20 protein-coding genes are annotated in these 24,944 nt (G+C 39.9%); all 20 read left to right on the top strand.

Features of this window, described 5'->3' with window-relative positions; genetic code table 11:
• Positions 1 to 1,955, top strand: a 1,955-nt coding sequence (locus tag PHV30_07015; GenBank protein MDD5456766.1) for a PD-(D/E)XK nuclease family protein, incomplete at its 5' end; no start/stop codon positions are given.
• Between the two features lie 2 nt (positions 1,956 to 1,957).
• On the top strand, positions 1,958 to 5,161 hold the full coding sequence (locus tag PHV30_07020; protein ID MDD5456767.1) for a UvrD-helicase domain-containing protein: 3,204 nt from the start codon (positions 1,958 to 1,960) through the stop codon (positions 5,159 to 5,161).
• A gap of 319 nt (positions 5,162 to 5,480) precedes the next feature.
• Positions 5,481 to 6,920, top strand: a complete 1,440-nt coding sequence (locus PHV30_07025; GenBank protein MDD5456768.1) for a flagellin — start codon at positions 5,481 to 5,483, stop codon at positions 6,918 to 6,920.
• Between the two features lie 70 nt (positions 6,921 to 6,990).
• Positions 6,991 to 7,377 carry a flagellar protein FlaG gene (locus PHV30_07030; GenBank protein MDD5456769.1) on the top strand — a complete coding sequence of 129 codons (387 nt, stop codon included), beginning with the start codon at positions 6,991 to 6,993 and terminating at the stop codon, positions 7,375 to 7,377.
• A 193-nt stretch (positions 7,378 to 7,570) separates the two neighbouring features.
• Positions 7,571 to 10,675, top strand: a complete 3,105-nt coding sequence (gene fliD / locus PHV30_07035) for a flagellar filament capping protein FliD (protein ID MDD5456770.1) — start codon at positions 7,571 to 7,573, stop codon at positions 10,673 to 10,675.
• A 17-nt stretch (positions 10,676 to 10,692) separates the two neighbouring features.
• Positions 10,693 to 11,148 carry a flagellar export chaperone FliS gene (gene fliS / locus PHV30_07040; GenBank protein MDD5456771.1) on the top strand — a complete coding sequence of 152 codons (456 nt, stop codon included), beginning with the start codon at positions 10,693 to 10,695 and terminating at the stop codon, positions 11,146 to 11,148.
• 54 nt (positions 11,149 to 11,202) lie between these two features.
• The gene (locus PHV30_07045; GenBank protein MDD5456772.1) at positions 11,203 to 11,481 is read left to right on the top strand and encodes a hypothetical protein; all 279 of its coding nucleotides are present in this window, start codon (positions 11,203 to 11,205) and stop codon (positions 11,479 to 11,481) included.
• Positions 11,481 to 13,457 (top strand): DUF115 domain-containing protein, encoded by a 1,977-nt coding sequence (locus tag PHV30_07050; GenBank protein MDD5456773.1) that lies wholly within the window; start codon positions 11,481 to 11,483, stop codon positions 13,455 to 13,457. Before PHV30_07045 ends, PHV30_07050 begins: the two co-directional genes overlap by 1 nt.
• A complete protein-coding gene (locus PHV30_07055) occupies positions 13,457 to 14,455 on the top strand; it encodes an NAD-dependent 4,6-dehydratase LegB (protein ID MDD5456774.1) in 999 nt (332 codons plus the stop codon). The genes PHV30_07050 and PHV30_07055 overlap by 1 nt, the downstream gene beginning before the upstream one ends.
• Entirely contained in the window at positions 14,452 to 15,540 is a 1,089-nt protein-coding gene (locus tag PHV30_07060; protein MDD5456775.1) for a DegT/DnrJ/EryC1/StrS family aminotransferase, read from the top strand. The genes PHV30_07055 and PHV30_07060 overlap by 4 nt, the downstream gene beginning before the upstream one ends.
• Positions 15,541 to 15,584: 44 nt before the next feature.
• Positions 15,585 to 16,253 carry a class I SAM-dependent methyltransferase gene (locus tag PHV30_07065; protein MDD5456776.1) on the top strand — a complete coding sequence of 223 codons (669 nt, stop codon included), beginning with the start codon at positions 15,585 to 15,587 and terminating at the stop codon, positions 16,251 to 16,253.
• 1 nt (position 16,254) lies between these two features.
• Positions 16,255 to 17,262 carry a GNAT family N-acetyltransferase gene (locus PHV30_07070; protein ID MDD5456777.1) on the top strand — a complete coding sequence of 336 codons (1,008 nt, stop codon included), beginning with the start codon at positions 16,255 to 16,257 and terminating at the stop codon, positions 17,260 to 17,262.
• Between the two features lie 65 nt (positions 17,263 to 17,327).
• A complete protein-coding gene (gene neuB / locus PHV30_07075; protein ID MDD5456778.1) occupies positions 17,328 to 18,323 on the top strand; it encodes an N-acetylneuraminate synthase in 996 nt (331 codons plus the stop codon).
• 220 nt (positions 18,324 to 18,543) lie between these two features.
• Complete coding sequence (locus PHV30_07080; protein MDD5456779.1) at positions 18,544 to 19,242, top strand: class I SAM-dependent methyltransferase; 699 nt, start codon at positions 18,544 to 18,546, stop codon at positions 19,240 to 19,242.
• 2 nt (positions 19,243 to 19,244) lie between these two features.
• Positions 19,245 to 20,159 (top strand): NAD(P)-dependent oxidoreductase, encoded by a 915-nt coding sequence (locus PHV30_07085; GenBank protein ID MDD5456780.1) that lies wholly within the window; start codon positions 19,245 to 19,247, stop codon positions 20,157 to 20,159.
• Positions 20,149 to 21,288, top strand: coding sequence for a DegT/DnrJ/EryC1/StrS family aminotransferase (locus PHV30_07090; protein MDD5456781.1), 1,140 nt, complete (start codon positions 20,149 to 20,151; stop codon positions 21,286 to 21,288). The genes PHV30_07085 and PHV30_07090 overlap by 11 nt, the downstream gene beginning before the upstream one ends.
• Positions 21,285 to 21,983: a WbqC family protein gene (locus PHV30_07095; protein MDD5456782.1), complete on the top strand. Its 699-nt coding sequence runs from the start codon at positions 21,285 to 21,287 to the stop codon at positions 21,981 to 21,983. The genes PHV30_07090 and PHV30_07095 overlap by 4 nt, the downstream gene beginning before the upstream one ends.
• Positions 21,984 to 23,156 carry a UDP-N-acetylglucosamine 2-epimerase gene (gene neuC / locus PHV30_07100; GenBank protein ID MDD5456783.1) on the top strand — a complete coding sequence of 391 codons (1,173 nt, stop codon included), beginning with the start codon at positions 21,984 to 21,986 and terminating at the stop codon, positions 23,154 to 23,156.
• Complete coding sequence (locus PHV30_07105) at positions 23,150 to 23,821, top strand: PIG-L family deacetylase (GenBank protein MDD5456784.1); 672 nt, start codon at positions 23,150 to 23,152, stop codon at positions 23,819 to 23,821. Before neuC ends, PHV30_07105 begins: the two co-directional genes overlap by 7 nt.
• 15 nt (positions 23,822 to 23,836) lie before the next feature.
• A complete protein-coding gene (locus tag PHV30_07110) occupies positions 23,837 to 24,799 on the top strand; it encodes a hypothetical protein (protein MDD5456785.1) in 963 nt (320 codons plus the stop codon).
• Positions 24,800 to 24,944: the final 145 nt, after the last annotated feature.

Consider the following 24,944-nt stretch of genomic DNA (forward strand, 5'->3'; position numbering starts at 1 on the left):
ACCTGCTGCTAAATAAGCAGTCTATAAACAGTATTGAAATTTACAAGCCTGCCGATTTGTTCCTGCAACTGACCTCTGCGCTTAATGTTTTAAAAGAGCACCCGGAAATCAGCAATATAATTGATATTGATTTTTATGATTCCCCATATCCGCAATATTTGAACCGTCAGGTTTTTGAGATATCAGGCATGGCCCCGTTTTCGCTTACACCTTTTTATCAGTTTTTTTACTGCTGGGGCATTCTTAAGGACCAGCAAAAAAACGGTCTGATGGCTACGGAAGACCTGCATGAGATTTTAAATAACGAAACATTCCGGAAATATTATAAATACGGGCAGGAAGTAATAAAGGCGATAGAAGACGGTCTGGTCCTGGGCTTAAAGTACATTGAGGTCAAAAGCATCGATTGCCGGCTTTTTCAGGATGATTTTAAAAAGATAATACATTGCGCGGACCTAAAAAGTTTGCAGGATTTTATAAAAAATATTGATCTGCAGCAACTTACCTCTACGCATTATGATCAGGTCTTGCAAGTTTTTTATACAATATTTCTGGAGATGGAACAGTTAACGGAGTTTATTGTCGACCCATCAATAATTTTTACACTTTTTTTGGAGCGTTTGTCTAATCAATGTGTACGTTACAACCTGGAAGACAAACATACAGACAGGATTTTAATAGATGGTCCGGATGACTCCAGGAATATGAATTATCAGCATGTACTTTTTTTGAACTTGTCTGAAGGTTATGTTCCTTCCGCAAAAAAACAACAGTTTTTATTTACGGAAAAACAACGCAAGCTACTGGGGTTGAAAAATTATGATGATGTTGTTTTGAGAGAAAAATATTATTTTTTCAGACTGATTTTATGCGCGGAGAAAGCATATTTGTTCGGTATAGAAAACAAAGAAAAGAACATGATCTTAAGTTCTTTTATAGAAGAACTGCGTTTATATCTTCCAGAGAAGATCAGAGAAAAAGAAACAATATTTAATGAGGAAGTTTACCGTTTATTCCTACAAAATTGTAGCCTCTCTACACAGCCTTGCAGCCTTGATGCTAAGGCAGGCCTGAAGGATGATTTACCTTTAAGTATGGATGAATTCCCGGATAATTCTCTGGCCTTAAGTTACACTGCCTTTAATCTGCTTGCTCAATGTCCGTTCCAATATTATCTGCAGCAAAAAGTAAGGCTGGTAAATATCCGGGATTATAAAAAAAATGAAAAAGTCCAGGCAACTGTTATCGGTAATATAGCGCATGAATTGATGTCGCTTATAAGCAGTCAACTTGAAGCAGACCTGAATAAAGGAGTCATAGATATCGGCGAGCTTTATCAAAAGCAACAAAAAAGTATCAAAGACCTGTTGAACAGAATATTTGTTAAATATCGCAATTTTATTAATGATGTTTATCGGGAGCCTTATTTGCGGGAGATATTGGCGCCGTTGCTTTTGGATTCTATTGACTATTTTTTTAGCAAATTTTTACCAGACAAGCTTCGGAACAGGCAAATAACCGCTTTGATACCCGAAAAAACAGTGGCCGGCGATGAGGACAAACAACTTGTCAGGTTGGCCAAGACCATGGCGGAGAACAAGGAGTTTTTAGTTTATATCAAGGCCAGAGCGGATTTGCGACTGGAACTGGAAGGTGAAGAGGCTATTATTATCGATTATAAAACAGGCAATACCATGTCGCAGGAACAGCTGGATTTTTATGAACTGTTCTATTATTTATTAAATCCCCAAAAAAAGAATTTTCGGGTCAGGGATAAAATTTTTTACAATGTTATTGATAATAAGGCTGTTCAATATGGTGAGACTAAATTGCAAGCTGAAGAAATGGTGAAATGTATTCAGGAATTACTGGAGAGTAAACACTACGCCAAAGCAAAAAGAAAGAGCAATTGTTTGTATTGTCCCTTTAAAGAATTGTGTAGGGAAAGTGATTAATTATGATAAAAAAAGTTATTAAAGCCAGCGCCGGAACAGGCAAAACATACCAGTTATCACTGGAATTTTTAGCGCTGCTTGTGCAGGGGGTAAATTTTGAAGATATTCTGGTTATTACTTTTACCCGTAAAGCTACCGGAGAAATCAGGAGCAGGATTTTCGATTTCCTCAGGTTATATAACGAATACCTGTCCGGGCGGGAAACCACTGAAAACAGAGCGTTGGCCGCTTCTGTAAGTGGCGCTCTATCCGGGAACAAGCATCCGGGCAAGGAGAGTTTTCAGAAAGTGTACAGGGATATTCTGTTAAATAAACACAAGCTGAAAATTTATACCATAGACAGTTTTATTCAAAGCATCTTCAGCCAGATGATCGTCACATATCTGAACATATACTCCTTCCAAATGATAGATGAACAGCTGAATGAAGAAATTTATGAGAAAGTCCTGGCTAATATTTTAAGAGATAAAGAGTACTGGAAAGAATTTAAAAAACATTTGTTTTATAGTGCCAAGCCAAAAGATATCAGGGCTTACACCAAATTTATTAAAGTTATTGTTCAGGGCAGATGGACCCTGGAAAGCAGCGCGCCCGACAAATTGCAGCAAATAACCGCTGTCAGTACTGAAGCGCTGAAAAGCCAGTGGGATGAAATTTTGGGTAGTCTTGCCGCGTTGCTGCCCGACTGGACAGAACAGCTCAAAGCCGGCTGGCAATTTATTAAGGAATATTCTGTTGAACAAACAGCAGACAGGTTCTTGCGTCTCATTGATAAAAACAGGACCAAACTGCTGGAAGAAGATTATTTCTGGAAAATACGTTCCGTAAAGGACAAACACTTGGAATTGGAAGAAAAATATAGCCTTTTCAAAAAAGAACTGGCCAATTATTTATATATGGATAGAATTCTGCCCTATGAAAAGCAGTTATTAAAAGTGGCTGATATAATTTGCAGCGAATATGACAAAATCAAATTTAATGAAAAAAAATTTACGCATCAGGATATTCTTTATTATACCTGCAAATATTTGTACTCTCCGGAACTATCCTTTATAGACAATCAGACCTATACAGTACTTAACCATTTTTATGAACTGCTCAGCAGCCGCATTCGCTACGTGCTGGTAGACGAATTTCAGGACACCAGTATCTTGCAATGGAAGGTGCTGGCCCCCTTGATAAAAGAAAATATTTCGGATGAAACCCAGCCCGGCGGTGTGATTTGCGTAGGCGATGAAAAACAGGCAATATATGGCTGGCGTGAAGGAGAGCAGGGGCTTTTGGCTCATCTTCCTGAAATTCTTGGCCTGGATAAAGTTATGATCTTAGGCACATCATACAGAAGCGCTCCTGAAGTAAATGATTTTGTGAACCGTTACTTTTCCAGTGTATCACAGCACCTGAATACGTATCGGTTTTTCAAATGGCCGTATAATAATATTCAGACCCATAAAAAAGCTGAGCAGGGTTATGTGGAAATCGTTGTACAAAAAGTCAGCAACATAGACGACGAAGATACTTGCATGAGAAATTTGACCGAAAAAATAAAAAAACTCATTACAGAGGACTATATAAGGCCGTCGGAAACTGCTGTGCTGGTCCGCAAAAACAGTGAAATGAGCAGGCTCGCCGAATATTTTACAGAGGCAGGTATCAATTGTCTTACAGAAAGCGCAACCTCCATTCTGGATTATCCGGCTATAAGACCTCTTATTTACCTCTTGAGGTTCATGGTTTATAAAGATATTTTTTATCTCTTCGCATTTTTAAGGTCTGACTTAATACGACTACCCGGCGAGGAGTTTAAAAAACTGCTGGTTATTTATGAAAAAGCTGAGAAAGACAAAAAACACGATCTCGAACAATATTGTGTAAACCTTGTGGTCAGGCAGGTGCAGATATGGTTATCTCATCTTGATAATGAACAACGATTTACGGATTTGTTGAAACAAATGATTGCGACTATTGGTTTGGCAGACCGTTTTACAGGCATTAGTGACGCTAAAAATATCATGAGATTTGTAGATCTGTCAGTAGATTTTGAAAACAGAAAGGATAACACACCCAAAAACATTCAAAATTTTTTATTGCACATTGAACAATATCGATATACGGAGAATTTCAGGCAAATAGGGTTGAATATGGCAAATGCTGTTCAAATTATGACCATTCATAAAGCCAAAGGATTGGAATTTGAAACTGTATTTTTTTATTGGGATGTTTACAACAGACCGCAGTCCGAACAAAAACTCAAACTCTCTAAAAGATATAACAGTTCGTTTCAGGAAATGGAACAGTTTGTTTATTATTTAAGTGAAGACGAGGTTGTGATTAAAAACATTCCATTTTTTGAAGACTTACTCGCCTATCAATATGAAAAGGATTGCATTGAAATTATCAACAACGTTTATGTGGCCATGACCAGAGCCAAAAAGAACCTTTTTTTGGAAGTCTTATTAAGAAGAAGCCTGAAAGATATCGAAGCTTTGAAAAGTTTGGAACGGAAAAAATCGGATGACCTTTATTTTTTATTCAAAGAAGCGCTATTCGCCGTCAATACAGGTTTGACCGGTCTGAATAATGTAGGTTCACTGGCAGAAATCAGCGAGTGCCCGTTGTGCTATGGAAAGATGACAAAACCGCCGGCAAAAGATGAGAAGCGAGACGCATCAAAGTCAGACCTTGCATATATCAAACATTTTTTTCAGATTGCGGGACCGGCCCCCATGCCTGTCAGTGAAATTGAGAAAAAGGTTTTGTTCGCCGGAGAACAGTATATCCTGAAACAGCAACTGGGCAATATTGTGCACGAGTATCTGTCCCATATTAAGTGGAATAAAACCGAAGAAATGATAGCAGCTCAAAAATTCATTTTTTCCGGGTACGGTCAGTTCTATCCTTATATTGAAAGAACTAATCTTTTTGGACAGTTAGAGAAATTTATCGCTGATCATTCCGAGCTCTTCGCGTCAGCAGATAAGGTATTTACGGAAATAACTTTATATGACGGTGATTACGAGTACCGTATGGATCGTTTGATGATAGACGAAAAGAAGAAAGAAATAACAATTATTGATTTCAAAACAGGTGAGGAAAAAGATGAAAAGCAGCTGGAAATTTATAAAAAGATTGTCAGAAAAATTCCGTTTGTTAAAGATAAAGAATATAAGATAAGTGCAAAGTTTGTAGAAGTAGAAATAAAGTAACATTGTGGACACCCTTCGTCAGGCTCAGGGTGATACAACGATTCTGTCATGCTGAGCTTGCTTGCCGCGCCGAAGCTTTAGCGTAGTCGGGACGAAGCATGACAGAATGCACCTTACACTCAGCTTAAGAAGATACAACAAAAAAAATCGATACAAGTTTCCCTAAAGTTTTTTGCAGGCTTACCGACAATATTATTACAGGCAACAGTATCACTATGGAATTGGTTATTTAAGGGGGGGTGAGAAGGTAAAAAGGTAAACGTGCGGTGCGGGGTTTGTTTCACGGACGAAACAAAAAGAAAACAAGGAGGAAATAAAAATGGGTTTACAAATCAATCATAACGTAGCAGCGTTAAATGCATGGAGAAACTTAGGGGTATCAAACTCCTTCCTGACAAAATCATTGGAGAAACTGTCATCCGGTTATAGAATTAACCGCGGTGCCGATGACCCGGCAGGACTTTTAATATCTGAACAATTAAGAGCTCAGATATCCGGACTCGATCAAGCAGTTAAGAATTCTTCCGACGCAATATCGATGGTACAAACCGCTGAAGGTGCGTTAACAGAAATGAACAACATGTTAAACAGCATCAGAACATTGGCAGTACACGCAGCCAACACCGGTGCCAACGATACCAACTCAATCGCAGCAGACCAAACAGCTGTTGATAAAGCTATCGATTCTATGCAGAGAATAGCTACCACTACCAAATATGCAGGTAAGAACCTGTTAGATGGTAGCGCAGGTACTTCTATCGACAAGAAAACAGCTCAGGCCAGCAAAATGGGCGCAATAGTAGTAGGACAGGTAGGCGCATCAGGTACAGTAGATATCAATATAACCACAGTAGCTTTACAAGCCACATATGCAACTACTGCTATCGCAGCTTGCGCAAACGGTACACTGGCAGTATGGGTAGAAAGCGGCGGCGTAGCCAGGACCATTGGTACATATGCAGTTGGTTCAACAGTAGGTAGTAACGGTGCGGCAATTGCCTCATTGATCAACGCTGACAGCGCCAACACAGGTATATATGCATCAGGTAACGGTACTACAGACCTGAACATATGGGCTTGTGGATTCGGTGACAGCTACAAACTGAGAGTAGTAATCTCCAGTAACGTAATCAACGCAGCAGCAGACGTCAATACCAGCAACCTGGGAACAGACGTAGCAGGTAGCTTCGGCGGCGATATCGTAACAGGTAGCGGACTTGTATTATATGGTTCTTCTGCAAGCTCATGGAGTGGAACAAGCGTAACACTGGCTTCTAACCATTCAACAATTACCGGCGCATTATCCATAGTAACCGGCGCGTTGAAATTTTCTTTAACAGACAATGCAGCCAGCACAGACGTTGTTTCATATTCTATAGGTGATATGAGAAGTACAAAGATCGGTGTAGTAGCAGCGTTAGGTAATGCTAACGGGCTGGATGATGTAAAAGCAGGAGCAGGTTTCGCTCTTGCCACCAATGCTTCCAGTGCTGTAGCCATCATTGATGACGCTATTAATGATGTTTCAACACAGAGAGCAAACTTAGGCGCATTCCAGAAATATACTCTGGAAACCACCATCAACAACCTTGGTGTAACCAAAGAAAACCTGACAGCATCTGAATCTCGCGTAAGAGACGTAGATATGGCACAGGAAATGATGGAATTCACCAAGAATCAGATATTGGTACAGGCAGGTACAGCGATGTTAGCTCAAGCTAACCAGCTTCCTCAGTCAGTACTGCAGTTATTGAAATAATAACTGATTTGCAGCTATTTATAGGGCTGGCTTTTTAAAGCCAGCCCTATCCCATTAAGGGGTGGAAAAAATGACAATAAATTCAATTGATACAAATTTTACCGCTAATAATCTGCCAGCGAATGTGAAAATACCGGATAGCGCACCGGTTATTAAAGTCAAAGCCGCAGAACAAAGTCCAGTATTCGACCCGCAGGAAGCATTGAAACAGATAGAAGCCGGAAAACCTTCCCAGGATAATCTGAAAAAAATAATCGAATCCAGCAATGAATATTTAACTTCGCTGAATTGTTCTATAAGTTTTGTTTTTGATAAAGATACCAACACTTTAATTGTAGAAGTAATTGATAAAAATTCAGGTAATGTAATAAAACAAATACCGGCTAAAGAAATGGTGGACCTTTCCGCACGTATAAAACAGGCAATTGACGGTATTCTTTTTGACAGACAAAGTTAAAAAAAACTTTCCGTAATTAAACTTTTTGTATTTTCTACCGACAATATAGAAGAGGTAAAAATATTATTATAAATAATATCTGTATACTCATCAATAAGCCTAAAATTGATAAAGACTTTTTTAAGCAAAATATTGACGCAGGCAAAATTAGAGATACTATATTAATAGGGTGTTTTAGAAACAGGGGGAATCTATGGCTACGAGCAGCGTAAGTAGTTCTACCGGTAGCGTTAGCAGCATAAGCGGTTTAGCATCCGGTCTGGATACTGAAACTATAATTAAAGGCCTGATGAGCATAAAACATGCTCAGGTAGATAATCTTACTGCTAAAAGGGAAGCCGAGGAAAATAAAAAAGACGCCTGGGGCACAATATCCTCGAATCTTTTGACCCTGCAACTTTCAGCTTATAATTTATCTAAAACTTCTACCTTCGATACAAAAATATCAACTGTTTCCAATCAGGATATTTTAAGCGCGACCGCCGGAACGACCGCTGTAGCAGGTGACTATACTTTTTACGTTTCCCAGTTGGCTTCGGCTCACCAGATAAGCTCTACCGGATTTAATGATCATGATACTACTACAGTCGGTGCCGGAACGATAACACTAGAGCTCGGTGACGGAGATGTGCAAAAGAAAACAGATCTTAATAGTTTGAACGGAGGCAACGGCGTAACCAGAGGTAGTATTAAAATAACTAATCGTGCAGGTGTTTCCGCTAATATAGATTTATCTATGGCTATGTATATAGATGATGTTGTAAATGCCATTAACAACTCGGGTTTGGATGTGACAGCTTCCTTAAATAGCGCCGGTGATGGTCTGAAAATAACAGATAATACCGGAGCCAGCACCTCTAATTTGAAAATTGAGGAAGTAAATAACAGCACTACAGCGTTGGATTTGGGCATTAAGCAGAATGTAGCCGCTAATACCATTACCGGAAGTAATATCTCTTATCTGACAGGTAACACCAGCATAAATATTTTAAATGATGGCCTGGGAATAACAAAAAAATCTTTTATTATTAATGATGGTGTTCATGGAGACACTATCGTTAGCCTGACCTCTGTTAACACCATGAAGAATGTTATTGATGCCATTAATGCGGCTGGTACTGATGTAACAGCAAGTATGAGCGCGGATGGCAAGAGCATACATTTAGATAGTAGCGGCGCTTTTACAGTAAGCGAAAATGGCTTTTCCAGTGCGTCTGACCTGGGCATTTTAAATTTAACCTCTACAGGTGACGGTGATCATCTGCTTGCCAGCATGAATTCTGTCCTGCTAAAAAATTTGAATGGCGGGGCAGGTATAACAGGTTCATCTTTTAACATCGGGGCTACAACAATCGATATTTCTTCCGCCGTATCACTTTCAGATGTGCTGGACGCTATTAATGCTCAAAGCGGCGTTACCAGTGTCGCGGCCAGATACAACACAGCTAAAAACGGACTGGAATTATATTCTTTAAATTCCAGTAATTTTACAGTATCAGAAGACAGCAGTACAACAGCTGCATCTTTAGGAATTCTGGGTTCTTCCAGTGATTACAAGCTCAAAGGTTCGGATCTGGAGTTTAAATATATCGGTAACAATGTTTCTTTGAGCAAGATGAACCAGGGTGCAGGGGTTAGGCTGGGGACGATCACTATAACCAATAAAAACGGAAGTCTTTTTCAGATAGACCTTTCTAATTCCGGTTCGATAAAAACAATCAATGATGTTATGTCAGCAATTAATAATTTTAAAAGTGTGTCGAATGTGGAGGCAACCATAAATTCTACCGGGGACGGAATACTGCTTACAGATACCAGTGGCGGTAGCGGGAATCTTGTTGTAGCGGAGTTGAATAATGGTAATACCGCTAAAGACCTGGGTATACTCGGCAGTACCAGCGGAACAACCATTGATGGCACTTTTGAAAAATCAATAAGTGTTACCTCTGCTTTTACCCTGGACGATATTAAAGACGCAATTAACGCTTTGAATACGAATATAAAAGCTTCAATTGTAAATGATGGTTCCACAAGCCCTTACCGTTTGATCCTGTCCAGCACAAAAAGCGGACGTATTGGCAGGATGGTACTGGATACGGATATAAGCTCATTAAATCTGAATACATCCGTGGATGCCAATGATGCAGTAATGGTAATGGGCAGTTCAACGGCTGAAAATGCGGTTTTCAGTACAAGTTCTACTAATCAAGCGCAATCATTTATCCCGGGAGTGACTATAACCTTGAAGCAAGTTACAGGTAATACTCCTGTAACGTTATCAGTTGCTAATGATGCCGATTCAATAGTTACAGCTACAAAGGATTTTGTTACAAAGTTTAATAAAACTTTATCATTGATCTATGACCAGTTGAAATATAATACGGATACAACTTCCGCTGACGGTCCGTTATTCGCCGATACCACCCTGATGATGATCCAGCAGGAAGTCTATAGCCTTGTAAATAAGGATGTGAGTGCAGTTTCCGGAGATGTTAAGTCTATCGGCCAGGTTGGAATTACCATGGGCCTTGATGGTCAGTTGACTTTAAATGAGACTACCTTAAGAGCAGCATTATCTGAAAATATATCTGATGTAAAAGATTTTTTTACTTTCCAGAATAATGTGGCGCTTACAGCTACCGCTTCTTCCAGCGGAGCGGACGCTCCCTGGACCGATAACGGAGCTAAAGACGGAAACACTAAAGTGGCTGATTTTGCCAGCGGGAGTACCGGTTGGCAGGCTGATAACGGTGGTAATTACACTCTTGATTTCGGAAGCAGAAAAGAATTGACCAGTTTGAAAATTTACGGCGTAAATACAACTTCCAGCGATGTTTTACAAAATTTTGATATTCAATATTGGAATAACGGTGTATGGAATACCTATACATCTGTTTCCGGCAATACCCTGAAGGACCTTTCGGTTTATTTTCCTTATGGTTTGGTTACAGATAAAATACGTTTGAATAATATTCAGGGAACAGGCTCTAAAGCCAAACTTTTGGATGTCCAGGCCTTTGAGTCTTCCGGTCTTGCTGGTGCGGCCGACCTTTCTTTGTCAAAGATGACCAGTGCTGGCACAGGTCCCATAAGTTCTGCTCTGGACGGGATTGATAATAATGAAACCGTACTTGATGATGAAATTTCCAGTATGGAGGAAAGGCTAACCATCGAGGAAGATCAATTAAGAAAACAATATACCAAGTTAGAAGAATTGATGGCCCAGATGAAAAATACAAGCACAACATTTAATAATCAAATGACCAGCATCAATGCTAACTGGAATTATAATAATTAATAGGTGGGGGGAATTTTATGAGCTTTTCAACATATCTGGAAAATGAGGTGATGTCGGCATCTGCCGGGAAACTGGTCGTAATGCTTTATGATGGCGCTATAAATTTTTTGAAAAGGCTGGATAATCTGGATTATCATACCAATCTGGAAACAAAAACTTATAATATCAATAAGGCTTATGCCATTCTGACAGAATTGCAGGTGTCCTTAAATTTTGAATACAAAGAAATATCTGACAGGTTGTTCTCGCTATACACATATATGCAGAGACGTTTAATGGAAGCGAATATTGAAAATAATCCCGAGCATGTAAAAGAAGTAATAATCATGCTTAAAGACCTCAGGGAAACCTGGTCTGAAGCAGTTACAAGTGAAAACAAAAAAAACGCCGTAAACAGATTGCAGGCACAGATAGAAACAGAGCCTGTTAAAGATGGTGATGAGACTGCCGAAAGCTTCTCTATCGCCTGCTAAAAAAGACCGGATTTCATTGACTTTTTTTGAGTGACACGTATTATGTAATTGAATATGTCAGACCAATACAAAGACATCTTAAATACCTCTTCGATACTGGTTTATAATATTGACGACAAACAGGCAATTGTTAATGTTATCGACAAGTTTGAGCAGTTCCAAAAACAGTTAATGGAAAAAATATCAACCATTGAAAACAAAATGGAAATAATTAATAAATTTCAGACTTTGTTACTGGGTGTAAAATATACACTTGAAAAACATGATTGGGTGCTTCTTCATGAATTCATTTTGAACGATTTGAAAAATTTTGATCAGTTAATTGGGGAATAATGAATACTATTCAAAAAGACGTAGAGTTATATAAAAAAAACAAGGAAAGTATAGATAAATGTAAACCGCAGATAAAGAATTTGTTCGGAAATTCAACCTTTGATGAAAACCTTATATGCTATGAGTCCGATTCGGGTAAAGCGGCTTATAAATATAAAACAAATGATATGGAAATATGTCTTACGGGTTTGCATAATCCATCTACGGCCGCAAAAGATATAATTGTCTCGCAATATGAAAACAATAAAGAACAGATAGAAAAGTATACATTCGGTACGGTATTTGCCCTTGACCCTTATTTGCTGGAGCATTTTTTCCAGAAGTTTTACTGGTATAAACATGTGTTCGTAATTTTTCCTTCGGCAGATTTTTTTTATACACTTCTGCATTACCATGATTTTACAGAATTGTTTAAGCTCGATGCTTTTAAACCTCTGGCCTTTAATGATGACGACAAACTGGATATGAACCTGTTTATAAATTTGGTTAGCGTTAATTTTACTTCCAACGGTCTGAAAATTTTTGTTTATTATCCTTTCAATATTGTCGCTAAACCTTTATTGGACAGAGTTCTTAAGTCCATTCCCGAAGCAGCGCTTTCGGAACAGACCAACCTGTCGACCTCCATGTTGCTTGGTGACATGTTGTTTGTGAATGACTTAAGAAGTCTGGATAAGTTTATAAAATATCCGGATATAAGTATTTTAAAGGATAAATTGCAAGGTAAACCTGTGGTTTGCGTTGCTGCCGGCCCGTCTCTGGGTAAGAACATAGAATTTTTGAAAACTATTCAGAATGAAGTTTATATTATTGCTGTCGCTGCTGTTTTAAAACCATTACTTAAACATGGCATAAAACCGGATTTGATAACTATATTGGATATGAGTTCAGAGATAGAGATTTATCTGAAAGATATCGATTTGACCGAGCTGACCATTGCCATTGAGATGTCCTGTTATTACGGTATTATGCAAAATATGGGCTCCAATTATATTCTGGCAACTTCTTCTTCCAACATCAAAAGTTATCTGAATTTTTTTCTGGAGACACTGGGGATTAATATTCCTGAGGATACCAAGATAGGCGGGTCAATGACCGTAGCTTTCATGTCTATACAGCTGGCTGCACGAATGGGTGCTTCAGAGATAATTTTATTGGGACAGGATTTGGCTTTTGAGGGTTTGACACACGTTGAGGGAGCTTCATATTCGGGTGGAGTCAAAATTATTCAATATAACGGTCAAGACCATTTTCTGTTTGAAAAATTCGGTCAGGATAGTAATATAATTCATCCACTGGAATGGATTAAAGGTTATAACAAGGAGAAGGTGCCAACCACCAAGCAGTTTTTTGTGTATCTGCAATATCTGGAAAGGCTTATCAAGGCCAGAAAATTTACTGTTATAAACAGTACTGAGGGCGGCGCTTACATTGAAGGTGCACAACATATTCCTTTGACAGAGACCTATGAGAAATTTATAAAAAATAACCGACTGGAAACAAAGGATATCAATCTGCCCAAAATCAGGGATTATGATTTTGAACATTTAAAAGAACGTGTTGAGAAATTTGAGGAAATAGTTACACGTTATCAACTCATACATAATCTGGCCTCCGAAGGGCTTGATGATATTGAAAAATTTAACGTTTTGACAGCACTGGAAAAACCGGATGCCAGTCAACAGAGGGATATTATCAGTCTGATGAACTCTATCAATAACAGGATTGATATTTTAATGAATACTTATACCAAAGAAATAAATTATGTCGGTGAAAATAATCCGGCTAGTTATTATCTTTACAGATATCTGAGCAATGTTAATACTAAAGATTACTCGGAAAAGGATATTATGGTGGATATGAAAAACAAGGCTATTCTTTTATTCAGCGCTATAAAAGAAGGTATGGAAGTGTTTGTGCGTGAATTAACGGATGTTATAAAAAGAATTAAAGAGCAATATTCCGGATACCTGTAATGGAAATTAAAAATAAAAAAGTATTGGTAACAGGAGCTGATGGTTTTATAGGCAGCCATCTGGTGGAAAGGCTGCTTGCTGAAGGCTGTCAGGTAAAGGCTTTTGTTTATTATAATTCTTTTAATCGCTGGGGCTGGCTGGATAATTTTACCAAAGAGCAATTGGAGCAAATTGAAGTTTTTACGGGTGACATTCGCGATCCCAATGGTGTCAGAGAGGCCATAAAAGGCATTGATGTAGTTTTCCATCTGGCCGCGCTTATTGCCATTCCTTTCAGCTATCATTCGCCGGACAGCTATGTGGATACCAATATCAAGGGGACACTGAATATCTTGCAGGCTTGCCGGGACCTGAACGTGCAGAAAGTTTTGGTTACTTCCACCTCAGAGGTTTATGGCACGGCTTTATATGTACCTATCGATGAAAAACATCCGCGTCAGGGCCAATCGCCATATTCCGCTACTAAAATAGCGGCCGATGCTATGGCTGATGCATTTTATAGAAGTTTCAATTTGCCGGTAGTTATTGTCAGGCCTTTTAATACATTCGGCCCAAGGCAATCTGCCCGGGCTGTTATACCAACGATTATAACCCAGCTTTTGGCTGGCAAGACCGAGATAAAGCTGGGCTCGCTGCATCCCACACGGGATCTGGTGTATGTGAAGGACACTGCTGAGGGTTTTGTAGAAATCGCTAAAACCGATAATATTATAGGTCAGGAGATAAATATATCTACAGGACAGGAAATCGCTATCAAAGATTTGGCTGTTTTACTGATAAGCTTAATAAATCCCGAGGTAAAAATTATATCCGATGACGTAAGGGTTCGACCTGAAAACAGCGAAGTTGAACGCTTGCTGGGCAACAATGAAAAAATAATCGGCCTGACCTCCTGGAGATGCAAATATACACTGGAACAAGGACTTAAAGAAACCATTGAATGGTTCAGAAATAAAGATAATTTAAGTTTATATAAGCCTGATATTTATAACCTATGAACATTCATTTAGATACCCCGAACGTCGGCGAGCTGGAAAAGGAGTATCTTTGTAAAGCTGTAGATTCTACTTATGTTTCTACCATCGGTCCGTTTGTCAGTGAGTTTGAAGATAGTTTCGCCAGGTTTCTTGGGCTGCCAAAAGCTGTAGGCACGCAAAGCGGTACAGCTGCCCTGCACATGGCAATGGTTGAGGAAAAAATCGGTCCGGGAGATGAAGTGATTGTACCGGCACTAACTTTTGTAGCTACAGTAAATCCTGTGGTTTATGTTGGGGCAACCCCGGTATTCGCGGACGTTGATCCTGCCACCTGGGACCTCAGTCCCGAGGCTATTGAGGCAGCAACAACGCCCAAAACAAAAGCCATAATTCCCGTACACTTATATGGTAATCCCTGCAATATGGCTGCCATAATGGACATTGCCATGCGCAATAATCTGCTGGTAATTGAAGATGCCACGGAAAGCGCTGGAGCTAAATATAAAGGTCGCTATACAGGCACACTGGGACATTGGGGTTGTTTCAGTTTTAACGGCAATAAAATTCTTACTACCGGCGGCGGCGGCATGATCGTCGGTAATGATCAGCAAAAACTTAACCATATCAAATTTCTGGTAAATCAGGCCCGCGATGAAACCAGAGGTTATTATCATCCGGAAATCGGTTATAATTACCGCCTGACCAATATTGAAGCCGCGCTAGGCCTGGCCCAACTCTCCAGATTGGAAACTTTTTTACAGAAGAAAAGGCGATTCCGTGAAATATATTTTAATGAATTGAGTAGTATTTCTGGAATTGAATTTCAAGCTATGGAAAATGACTGCCAGAGTTCCTGCTGGTTTACGGCTATTAAATTTAAGGAGCGCTCCTCCGCTGATATCCAGCAAAAGTTAAAAGAGAAAGGCGTTCCCAGCCGCCGTAATTTTTATCCGATTACAGAGTTTGCGCCTTACAAATCCTATAAAAGGACTGAGCTGCCCAATACTTATGAACTTTTCGAACATGGGCTATGTCTGCCCGGTTCCACTGTAAATAGCGAGGAAAATATTTCAGAGGTTTGCAGGATTATCAAACAGTTTTTTTAGTATAAATATATTAATAGATTTAAACCTCCTATATAATAATGGTTATGGAAGATAACTTAAGCGTTTGGGAAGGTATTTTTTCGCAAAGACAATGGGGTAAATATCCCGCTGTTCCGCTGATCCGGACCATAGTCAGTTTTTTCCGTGATAAAGACAGAAATAATTCGCGCATACTGGAACTGGGCTCAGGTCCCGGCGCGCATTTGTGGTATCTGGCCAGGGAAGGCTTTAAGGTTTATGGTATAGAAGGATCGCCTTCAGCTGTAAAACAGTCAATAGAACGTTTCACCGAAGAAGGGCTCGCAGCGCGGATAGGGCAGATAATTGCCGGCGATTATTCAAGTATTCCTTTTGAAGACAATTTTTTTGATGCAGTTATTGATATGGAAAGCCTTTATTGTAACTCTTTCACTAAAAGCAGGCAGATCATAGAGCTTGCTTTCCAAAAATTAAAACCTGGGGGACTTTTTTTTAGCCAGACTTTTGCCGACGGCACCTGGGGAATAGAAGGTCAGGAGATAGATTATCACGCTTTTGTTCCTATTGAAGGTCCTATGGCACAAATGGGCTTTACCCGCTATACCACCTATGATGATATAGAAAAACTATATAAGCTGCCACAAAATAAGATTGTTAATATCGAACGTTATGACCGCAACCTGATGAACGGAAAAGCTATTAAAGAATGGGCAATTGAGCTGCATAAGACCTGACATGAATTTACGCAATGATGTTTACTACCAGAGTGAATATACCCGTCTATATGAAAGCGCTGACAATCAAAGATTTGAGTTTTTGTATGAGCGGGGACAGGATTTTTTTCTGAATATCGCCATAAAAAGACCGATTCGAAATATCGGTTCGGTAAGTTTAACTGAGAACTATTATGATCTGGAAACACCTTACGGTTATGGGGGTTTTTTAACGAATACTGCTGATGTGGATTTTATAAACAGTGCGCTTTCGGCATACCGGGAAAAGTGTTTGGCAGAAAGCATTATTGCCGAGTTTATCAGGTTTCATCCTTTTAATGATTTCGCGGTAAAATTTGGCAGCCTGCTGGATTTATGCGCACCGGACAGACATGTGGTCATTGTGGATTTAACTCTAGAAAAAGATATCCGCTGGAGCGGCTATAGTTCCACAGCGCGCAATTTGCTGCGCAGGGCTCAGGAGCAACTTTTCGTTTTACAAAGCACTGATATTGATAAATTCAGACAGATTTATAATCAGACTATGGACCGCAACAAGGCTTCTGATTTTTACTATTTCGATGAAAATTATTATCGGTCTTTAGTGAGCAATAAAAACGTAATTCTGCTGGAAGTAAAACAGGAAGCGACTACAGTGGCCATGGGCTTTTTTATGTTCGGCCAGGAAATAGCGCATTATCATTTGTCTGCTAATACCGAGGATGGTCTGCACCTGAACGCCAATTATCTGATGCTGGATACTGCCTTTGACCTGGGCAAGGAAAAAGGTTGTAGCGTTTTTTTGCTGGGTGGCGGCAGGACCAATGATCCGGCTGATCCTTTACTCAGGTTCAAACAAAAGTTTTCCGGACTGACACGGGATTTTTATCTTGGTGGCAAGGTCTATAATCAACAAAAATATAATGAGTATGTTAATATGTGGAAAGAACAAAATCCGGGGGATGAACGTAAATATTTTTTAAAATACAGATTGGGATCATGTCATCCAGACCGTAGTGGAGGGATCTGAATTTTATTAACACGCAGATTTCTCGACTGCGTTCGAAATGAAGGTTATTAATTAAGGGGTGAGTCATGGTTTTTATTATCGCTGAAGCCGGAGTAAATCATAACGGCAATATCGATCTGGCCAGGAAATTGATTGATGTCGCAGCGCAGGCAGGCGTGGACGCTGTAAAATTTCAAACCTGGAAAACAGAACTGCTGGTAACTCCTGAGGCAGAAATGGCTGATTATCAGGTGCAAAATACAGGACAGCGCAATTCCCAATTTGAAATGTTAAAAAAGCTGGAACTTTCCTATGCTGATTTCAGCGCTTTGAAAAGCTACTGCGACGAACGCGGAGTTATGTTCATGTCTACTCCCGATGAGCTGGAAAGCGCTGATTTTCTGAACTCTTTGCAAAGTATTTTTAAAATCAGTTCCGGGGATTTGACCAATATCATGTTCCTGAGAAAAATTGCTTCCTACAAAAAGGATGTGATTATCTCTACTGGCATGGGCACTATGGAGGTAATAGCCATAGCCCTGGATACGCTGGTTACGGCCGGACTTGATAAACAGCAAATAACTGTTTTGCACGCCAATACCGAATACCCAACACCTATGCAGGACGTAAATCTTCTGGCTATGGTCAGCATCAAAGATACATTAGGGGTAAAAGCAGGATATTCAGACCATACTCTGGGCATAGAAGTACCTATTGCCGCGGCTGCCCTGGGAGCAGCGGTCATAGAAAAACATTTCACTCTATCCAGGACCATGGAGGGGCCGGACCATAAAGCTTCTCTTGAGCCCCAGGAATTGCAAGCCATGGTAAAGGCAATCCGTAATATCGAAATGGCGCTGGGTGACGGGCAGAAAAAAGTTTCGGCTTCGGAAATGAAGAATGTAGCCATTGCCCGCAAAAGTATTGTAGCCGGACAGGAGATAAAGGCCGGCGAAATTTATACAGCGCAAAATTTAACAATTAAAAGGCCCGGAACAGGTATCAGCCCTCTGCAATGGGACAAGGTTATAGGCCAAATTGCACGGAAAGAATATCATAAGGATGAGATGATCGAACTTTAATTTTTATGGGGAAGATACTGTAAAAACATTAAAAATACTATAAGATATACTTAAACTAAATTATTTTGCGTTTTTACTCGACGCAAAATGGAATTGCGGTTAGACGCAGAGATTGGCTACGAAGAGACAGTACTGATAGTACGGCGAGTTGTAGTCGATCGAAAGCAACAACACCGCAAGCCATTTTGCCAAGAGTATAGATAAAAAGGTGGGGATAAATATGCAGATTTATAAAGATAAATGGGAAGAAAGTTATACCAGATATGAGAATCATATTTTTTTCCCCAAAGAAGAAGTAGTAAAATTTTTAAACCGTTTTATCAGAAAAAAAATCGGGCCGAAAGAATTTGCAGACAAACTTGATTTCTCCAAGACCGTCAGGGGGTTAGACCTGGGCTGTGGTATAGGCAGCAACACTTTATTAATGCATGAGTTCGGAATTGAGGCTTATGGAGTAGATATTTCCGCCAAGGCTGTGGAAACAGCGCAGGACCTGGCAAAAAGCCGCGGTATTCCTGAATCGGCTGTGCACTTTCAGGTCGTAGATGGCGTTACTCTTCCTTTTGCCGATAATTATTTTGATGTACTTGTCTGCGATTCGGTTCTGGACAGCATGAGTTTTGAAATCGCCCTGCAAAACATGAGGGAAATAAATCGCATTACCAGCCGGTTTGCTTTTTTTACGCTTATCAGCGGCGATGATTCAGAGCATTACCGGGAGTTTGCCCAGGAAGAGATTGTTGAAACCACCCATGAGCAGGGCACAGTGCAATGTTATTACAATTTTTCGAAGATCCGGGATTTGGTTAAAGCATCAGCCTTTCAGATTAAGTGGTGCCACCTGATAAAAGATATTTCTGTTCTGGATAAAAATGTCAGCAGCAGGTATTTTGTAGTTTTAGAAAAACCGCGAACATAGGCATGCAGACTTTTCTGGTAACCGGTTGCACAGGATTTTTAGGAAGCAGACTGGTCAGCAAATTGCTGGAACAAGGCCAAAAAGTGCTGGGAATAGCCCGCAAACCAAAAGGTTTTTTGACTGACGCGGACTTGAGCAATCCTGAATTTTCATTTTATCAGCTTGATCTGGGACAAGGCCTTGAGATAATAAACCAGCAGGTGGATGGTGTTTTTCATCTGGCTTCGTTACAGCCTTCAGTTGCCTATAGTTTTAATGATTATTATCAGGGCAATGTTTCATCAACCCTTAAAGTTTTGGAATTTTGCAAACAAAAAAATGTGCCTTTTCTGGCTTACACTTCCACCACTTCAGTAGTCGATAAAATAGCACCGGGCCAGATAATGAACGAAGGTTCTGCCTGCGTTCCTGCTTCCTATTACGGAATAACCAAATATATGGCTGAAAGGCTGATTGAAACTGAACTGCAAAATACCGCGACCAAAGGTATTTTAGTCCGTTTCCCTTCACTTTTCGGAAAAAATCATGATGGAGGCCTGATTTATACTTATTACCGGGCTGCTCTGGAAAACAAAAATTTGGAAATATATGGGGAGGGTAAAAGGCTTAGAAATTTACTGTACATTGAGCCTGCAGTGCAGGTATTATTAAATATTATTACCGAACAAAATAATCTTGGAGCGTTTGAGATTTTTATGGCTGGAAGTAAAAATTCATCAAGCATGCTGGATATTGCCAGAAATATTTATTATAAAATGAATTGCCAGGGAGCGCTTATCCCTGTAGACAAAAAAACATCCCCAGATGTCGATATTTTACTGGATATTTCCAAAGCGGAAGCACAACTGAAATTTCAGCCGTTAACCATAGAAGAAGGTATTGATGCTTATTTGCGGGAGATGAATCATGGTTTATAATTTGGCTTTCCCTTATTTTCCTGAAGAAGACATTGAAGAAATATTAGTAAAATTCAGGTTTATTCTTTCCGGTCAGGGTATGCTCACCATGGGTGAAAATGTAAAAAGTTTCGAGAAAGAGTTCGCGCAGGCAACAGGTGTTAAACACGCTGTTGTAACCAATTCCTGTACCTCGGCATTGGAAATTTCGCTCAGAGCGATCGGGGTTGGGCCGGGAGACGAAGTAATTGTTCCGGTACAAACCTTTATCGCTACCGGTTCGTGTGTTGCCATCATTAATCAGGCAAGGGTAATTTTTTGCGAAGTAGATAATAATTTTTTACTGGATTTTGAGGACCTCAAAAATAAAATATCAGCTAAAACCAAAGCAGTGATCATAGTTCATTTCGCCGGGCTGATTCATCCTGATATTATGCAGATCAGGGAATATCTGCGCAGCAAAAATATTATTCTGATAGAAGACGCAGCGCATGCCCACGGCGCGAAAATAGGAGATAACTGTTCCGGTAATATCGGTGATTTCGGCTGTTTTTCTTTTTATTCCACCAAGATTATGACCACTGGTGAAGGTGGCATGCTCACAACCAATGATGACAAATTAGCCTTGCTGACCAGCAGTATGAGGAACAGAGGACTGGATGTGGAGGCCGGGCATGAGATTTTCCTAAACATTGGAAGCAATCGCAGAATGTCTGAAATGCAAGCCATACTCGGTCTGTATCAGCTGAAAAGGCTGGAGGAATTTGTAGCCCAGCGAAACAAAGTAGCTCAAATTTTCCGTGAGGTCTTAAAACCTTTGGAACAGGAAGGTGTCCTGGGTTTTCAGTATTATCCGGAAACCATCCGGCACGCTTACTGGAGATTTGTGGTTTTTCTCAAATCATCGGGCTTGGACAGGGAAACCCTGCGCACTAAATTGCTGGAAAAAGGTATAAAAATAGATTTTCCCTACGACCCTCTGCTGCATTTACAGCCTGTATTTAAAAATCTTTATGGGATTACCGAAGGTTTTTTACCGCGCAGTGAAGCTTTGGCTAAAACACATTTTTGTTTGCCCATGCACGCGCTGATCAAAGCAATTGATGCACAATATATAGCGGAAGAATTAATTAAGGCAATCAAACAATGATCAGCATTCATCAGTCGCAATTTCTTCCCTGGGTACCGTATTTTTATAAAATTATAAAGAGCGATGTTTTTGTGGTCCTGGACCATGTGCAGTATCAAAAAAACGGAGTGCAAAACCGCAATATGATAAAAACCTCCCAGGGCGGCCAATGGATCACTTTGCCAGTAAGTGTCAAGCTGGGTATGGCCATAAATGAGGTGGAAATAGCCGGACCAAATGTTTACGAAAAGCTTATAAAAACGCTGGATATGAACTATCACAAAAGCCTTAATTTTAACGAAGTGTTTCCCGGACTCGAACCTGTTTTAAAGAAAAATGTCAGAAACCTGCACGAAATAAACAAACTGTTAATCAAAGAAGTTTTTTCTTTATTAAGCATACAAGTGCCGATGGTTGAGTCGTCCACCATGGAATTGCAATGTGCCAAAGATGACCTGGTTATTGAAATAATTAAAAAACAGGGAGATACTGAATACCTCAGCGGCAAAGGAGCGCTGGATTATATGGACCTGGAAAAGTTCAAAAAAGCGGGGATAAAAGTTTTTGTTTATAAATTTAACTATGTCCCTTATTCTCAGCTCTGGGATAAACAGGGGTTTATAGCGGATTTATCTATTATCGATTTGTTATTTAATGATTGTACAAACGCGAATAATTACATAAATGCTAATGGCAGTCTGGAAAGAGTTATATAAATGAGCAAAAAGAAAGTACTGGCAGTAACAGGTATCCGTTCCGAATATGATATTATTTATCCGGTTTTAAAGACGCTTCGTGACCATGATGAATTCAGCGTAAAGGTTGCGGTCTGCGGTGCCCATCTTTCCACCTGGCATGGGAAAACAGTTGATACTATTATTCAGGACGGTTTTGAGATTGCCGACAGGATCGACAGCCTTTTCGTTACTGATCGTCTGACCCAGCGCGCCAAAGCTGTAGGCCTTTTGGTCGGAGGGTTGTCACAAACTGTGGAGCGTGAAAATCCTGATTTTATTTATGTGGATGGTGACCGCGAGGAAAGCCTGGCCGCAGCCATTGTGGGTAATTATCAGCAAAAACTTGTAGTGCACGCGGGCGGAGGCGATACGGTTTACGGCAATGCCGATGATCCTGTGCGTTTTGCTGTATCCAAGCTGGCGCATATACATTTACCCATTATTCAGCAGTATGCTGATAATATTAAAAATATCGGAGAGGAACAGTTCCGCATTTTTACAGTGGGTAATCCCGCACTGGATAATATTCGGCAGGTTCCTCTGATTGCTGAGGAAGTTGTACGTGATTTTCTTCAATTTGATATTCAGCCCGGAAAATACTTGGTAATTCTCAAACATCCGCTTTCTTCGGAAAAAGAATCCAGCGCCTATCAGATGAAAATTGCACTGGAAATCTGTGCAGAATTTTGCGCAAAACATGACATGAAAGCTGTGGGAATATACCCGAATACCGATCCTGGCGCCGGCGAGATGGTGCGAATGATTGACCAATATCAGGAGTCGGCATCAATAAAATTTTTTAAAACTTTGCCCCGTCATATTTTTATTAATGTACTGCGACAGGCCAGGTGCCTGGTGGGTAATTCCAGCATGGGGCTGGTGGAAGCCCCGTTCTATAAACTGCCTGTGGTAAATATAGGACACAGGCAACTGGGGCGTATCAATGCAGGCAATGTGGAATTTGTCGAATACAATAAGGAGCAGATCGTACAGGCTATAGAAAAAGCCTGTTTTGACCAGACTTACAGGGAATCCTTAAAAGATATTCAATATTATTTTGGCGACGGTCATACCGCTGAAAAAATAAAAGATGTATTATTATCAGTAAATCAGGACGATAAAAACTGGTATATAAAGAGGAAGTTATGTTAGAAAAAATTTTGGTGATTTCTCCGCACCCTGATGACGAGACTCTCGGCGCTGGTGGCACACTGCTCAGGTTCAAACAGACTGGCGCTAAGATTTTTTGGCTGAATATAACGGATATGCTGGAAGAATACGGTTATAAAAATGAAGAGATAGTGACCTGGGACGCGACAATCAACGCAGTGGCGGCTCAATATCAGGTTGAGAAATTTTTCAATCTGCGTTTGAAGCCTGCAGGACTGGATGTCTTTCCCCGGTCGCAGCTGGTAGAAAAAATATCACAGGTATTCAGGGAAGTAGAGCCTGACACAATAATTCTGCCTTTTGAAAATGATGTGCATACGGATCATAAAATTGTTTTTGAGGCGGTCCTGGCTTGCACCAAAACTTTCCGTTTCCCGTTTATTAAAAGAGTAATGGCCATGGAAATTTTGTCCGAGACGGATTACGCGGTGTTTAATCAGGCTTTTTCGCCCAATGTCTGGATAGATATAACGCCGTTTATGGAAAAAAAGCTGGAAATTGTAAATTTATATAAAACTGAAATTTCGTCTCATCCTTTTCCCAGAAGTGAGACCAATATCAGAAGTCTGGCGCTACTGCGGGGCAGTCAGTCAGATGTCACTTACGCGGAAAGTTTTTTGCTGATTAAAGAAATTATCAGTCAATGAAAGTTAAAGTCTAATATGTTCGGCGGAGAATATGCTTTAAAACAGGGGAATGAATACAGCTATTTAACAGATTCGGGAAGGTCATCATTAAGACTGATTTTACGCAGCGGTTTCAAAGATAAAAAGTTTCTGGTACCTGATTTTATCTGCCCTACAATAATTGAAGTGCTTAATCAGGAAAATGTCGCCTATGATTTTTATAATGTAGGAACCGATTTGACCATAAACCTGTCCAGCATCCGGAATAAAGATTTTGATGCCATTTATGTAATTCATTATTTTGGAAACAAACATACAAACCTGGAACAGATAAATCTTGATAATAAATTTTTTATTGCCGACCATGTTTTTTCACCACATTTTGAGAAACCGAAAAACTTAACTGACTGGATCGGATTTAACAGTTTGAGAAAAATTTCCTGTATCGCGGATGGCAGCCTGCTTCGCTCTACAGTTTCTCTCAATGATTCGCTTATCAATAAAACAGAAGCTCCTTTTGTTGGCCTGAAATATGAAGCGAAAAACGCCAAGTTTGAGATGCTGCAAAATCAGGACTTTTCTCAGGACCAGGAGGTTTTTAAGCTGTCTCAGGAAGCTGAAGATGCTTTAAACCGTCAAACCGAGATTTATCAGATTTCTTCCAGAAGCCTGTCTCTTACATATCAGTTTTTTAAAAATTTAAACGAAGAAGAAAAAATTCGCGCAGAAAATTATTCCGAACTGGAGAAAATTTTGACTCTTAAATGCACTGGAGCAGACACTGATTTTTATAGCTTCTTCAACTTAAAGGTAAATAAAAGAGATGAGTTGAGAAAATGGTTGTTTGACAGGCAAATATATCTTCCGGTTTTTTGGCCCGGAGTACCGGGGTTGACGCATGAACTTTTTCCGAGCATTATATCTATACCTATAGATTCCAGATATAATATAAATGATATGCGCAGGGTAGCTGAAAGTATCCTGGAATTTTATAAATAAATTTGCTCGGTATGCTGTAATTAAGAGGGGACATGGATGGATAAAGAAGTAAATCTGGACAACTATCTGATTAATGAAAATGCCCATATAAAAGAAGCCTTAAAAAAAATTGATCTGGGGATAACCAGAGTACTGCTGGTTGTTG

This window comes from Candidatus Margulisiibacteriota bacterium (assembly GCA_028715625.1).
Taxonomy (GTDB): Bacteria; Margulisbacteria; Riflemargulisbacteria; order GWF2-35-9; family GWF2-35-9; genus JAQURL01.

Excerpts from the sequence above, each read along its gene's own strand:
- PHV30_07020 (MDD5456767.1), top strand. The coding sequence starts at position 1,958 with ATGATAAAAAAAGTTATTAAAGCCAGCGCCGGAACAGGCAAAACATAC.
- PHV30_07025 (MDD5456768.1), top strand. The coding sequence starts at position 5,481 with ATGGGTTTACAAATCAATCATAACGTAGCAGCGTTAAATGCATGGAGA.
- PHV30_07030 (MDD5456769.1), top strand. The coding sequence starts at position 6,991 with ATGACAATAAATTCAATTGATACAAATTTTACCGCTAATAATCTGCCA.
- fliD (MDD5456770.1), top strand. The coding sequence starts at position 7,571 with ATGGCTACGAGCAGCGTAAGTAGTTCTACCGGTAGCGTTAGCAGCATA.
- fliS (MDD5456771.1), top strand. The coding sequence starts at position 10,693 with ATGAGCTTTTCAACATATCTGGAAAATGAGGTGATGTCGGCATCTGCC.
- PHV30_07045 (MDD5456772.1), top strand. The coding sequence starts at position 11,203 with ATGTCAGACCAATACAAAGACATCTTAAATACCTCTTCGATACTGGTT.
- PHV30_07050 (MDD5456773.1), top strand. The coding sequence starts at position 11,481 with ATGAATACTATTCAAAAAGACGTAGAGTTATATAAAAAAAACAAGGAA.
- PHV30_07055 (MDD5456774.1), top strand. The coding sequence starts at position 13,457 with ATGGAAATTAAAAATAAAAAAGTATTGGTAACAGGAGCTGATGGTTTT.
- PHV30_07060 (MDD5456775.1), top strand. The coding sequence starts at position 14,452 with ATGAACATTCATTTAGATACCCCGAACGTCGGCGAGCTGGAAAAGGAG.
- PHV30_07065 (MDD5456776.1), top strand. The coding sequence starts at position 15,585 with ATGGAAGATAACTTAAGCGTTTGGGAAGGTATTTTTTCGCAAAGACAA.
- PHV30_07070 (MDD5456777.1), top strand. The coding sequence starts at position 16,255 with ATGAATTTACGCAATGATGTTTACTACCAGAGTGAATATACCCGTCTA.
- neuB (MDD5456778.1), top strand. The coding sequence starts at position 17,328 with ATGGTTTTTATTATCGCTGAAGCCGGAGTAAATCATAACGGCAATATC.
- PHV30_07080 (MDD5456779.1), top strand. The coding sequence starts at position 18,544 with ATGCAGATTTATAAAGATAAATGGGAAGAAAGTTATACCAGATATGAG.
- PHV30_07085 (MDD5456780.1), top strand. The coding sequence starts at position 19,245 with ATGCAGACTTTTCTGGTAACCGGTTGCACAGGATTTTTAGGAAGCAGA.
- PHV30_07090 (MDD5456781.1), top strand. The coding sequence starts at position 20,149 with ATGGTTTATAATTTGGCTTTCCCTTATTTTCCTGAAGAAGACATTGAA.
- PHV30_07095 (MDD5456782.1), top strand. The coding sequence starts at position 21,285 with ATGATCAGCATTCATCAGTCGCAATTTCTTCCCTGGGTACCGTATTTT.
- neuC (MDD5456783.1), top strand. The coding sequence starts at position 21,984 with ATGAGCAAAAAGAAAGTACTGGCAGTAACAGGTATCCGTTCCGAATAT.
- PHV30_07105 (MDD5456784.1), top strand. The coding sequence starts at position 23,150 with ATGTTAGAAAAAATTTTGGTGATTTCTCCGCACCCTGATGACGAGACT.
- PHV30_07110 (MDD5456785.1), top strand. The coding sequence starts at position 23,837 with ATGTTCGGCGGAGAATATGCTTTAAAACAGGGGAATGAATACAGCTAT.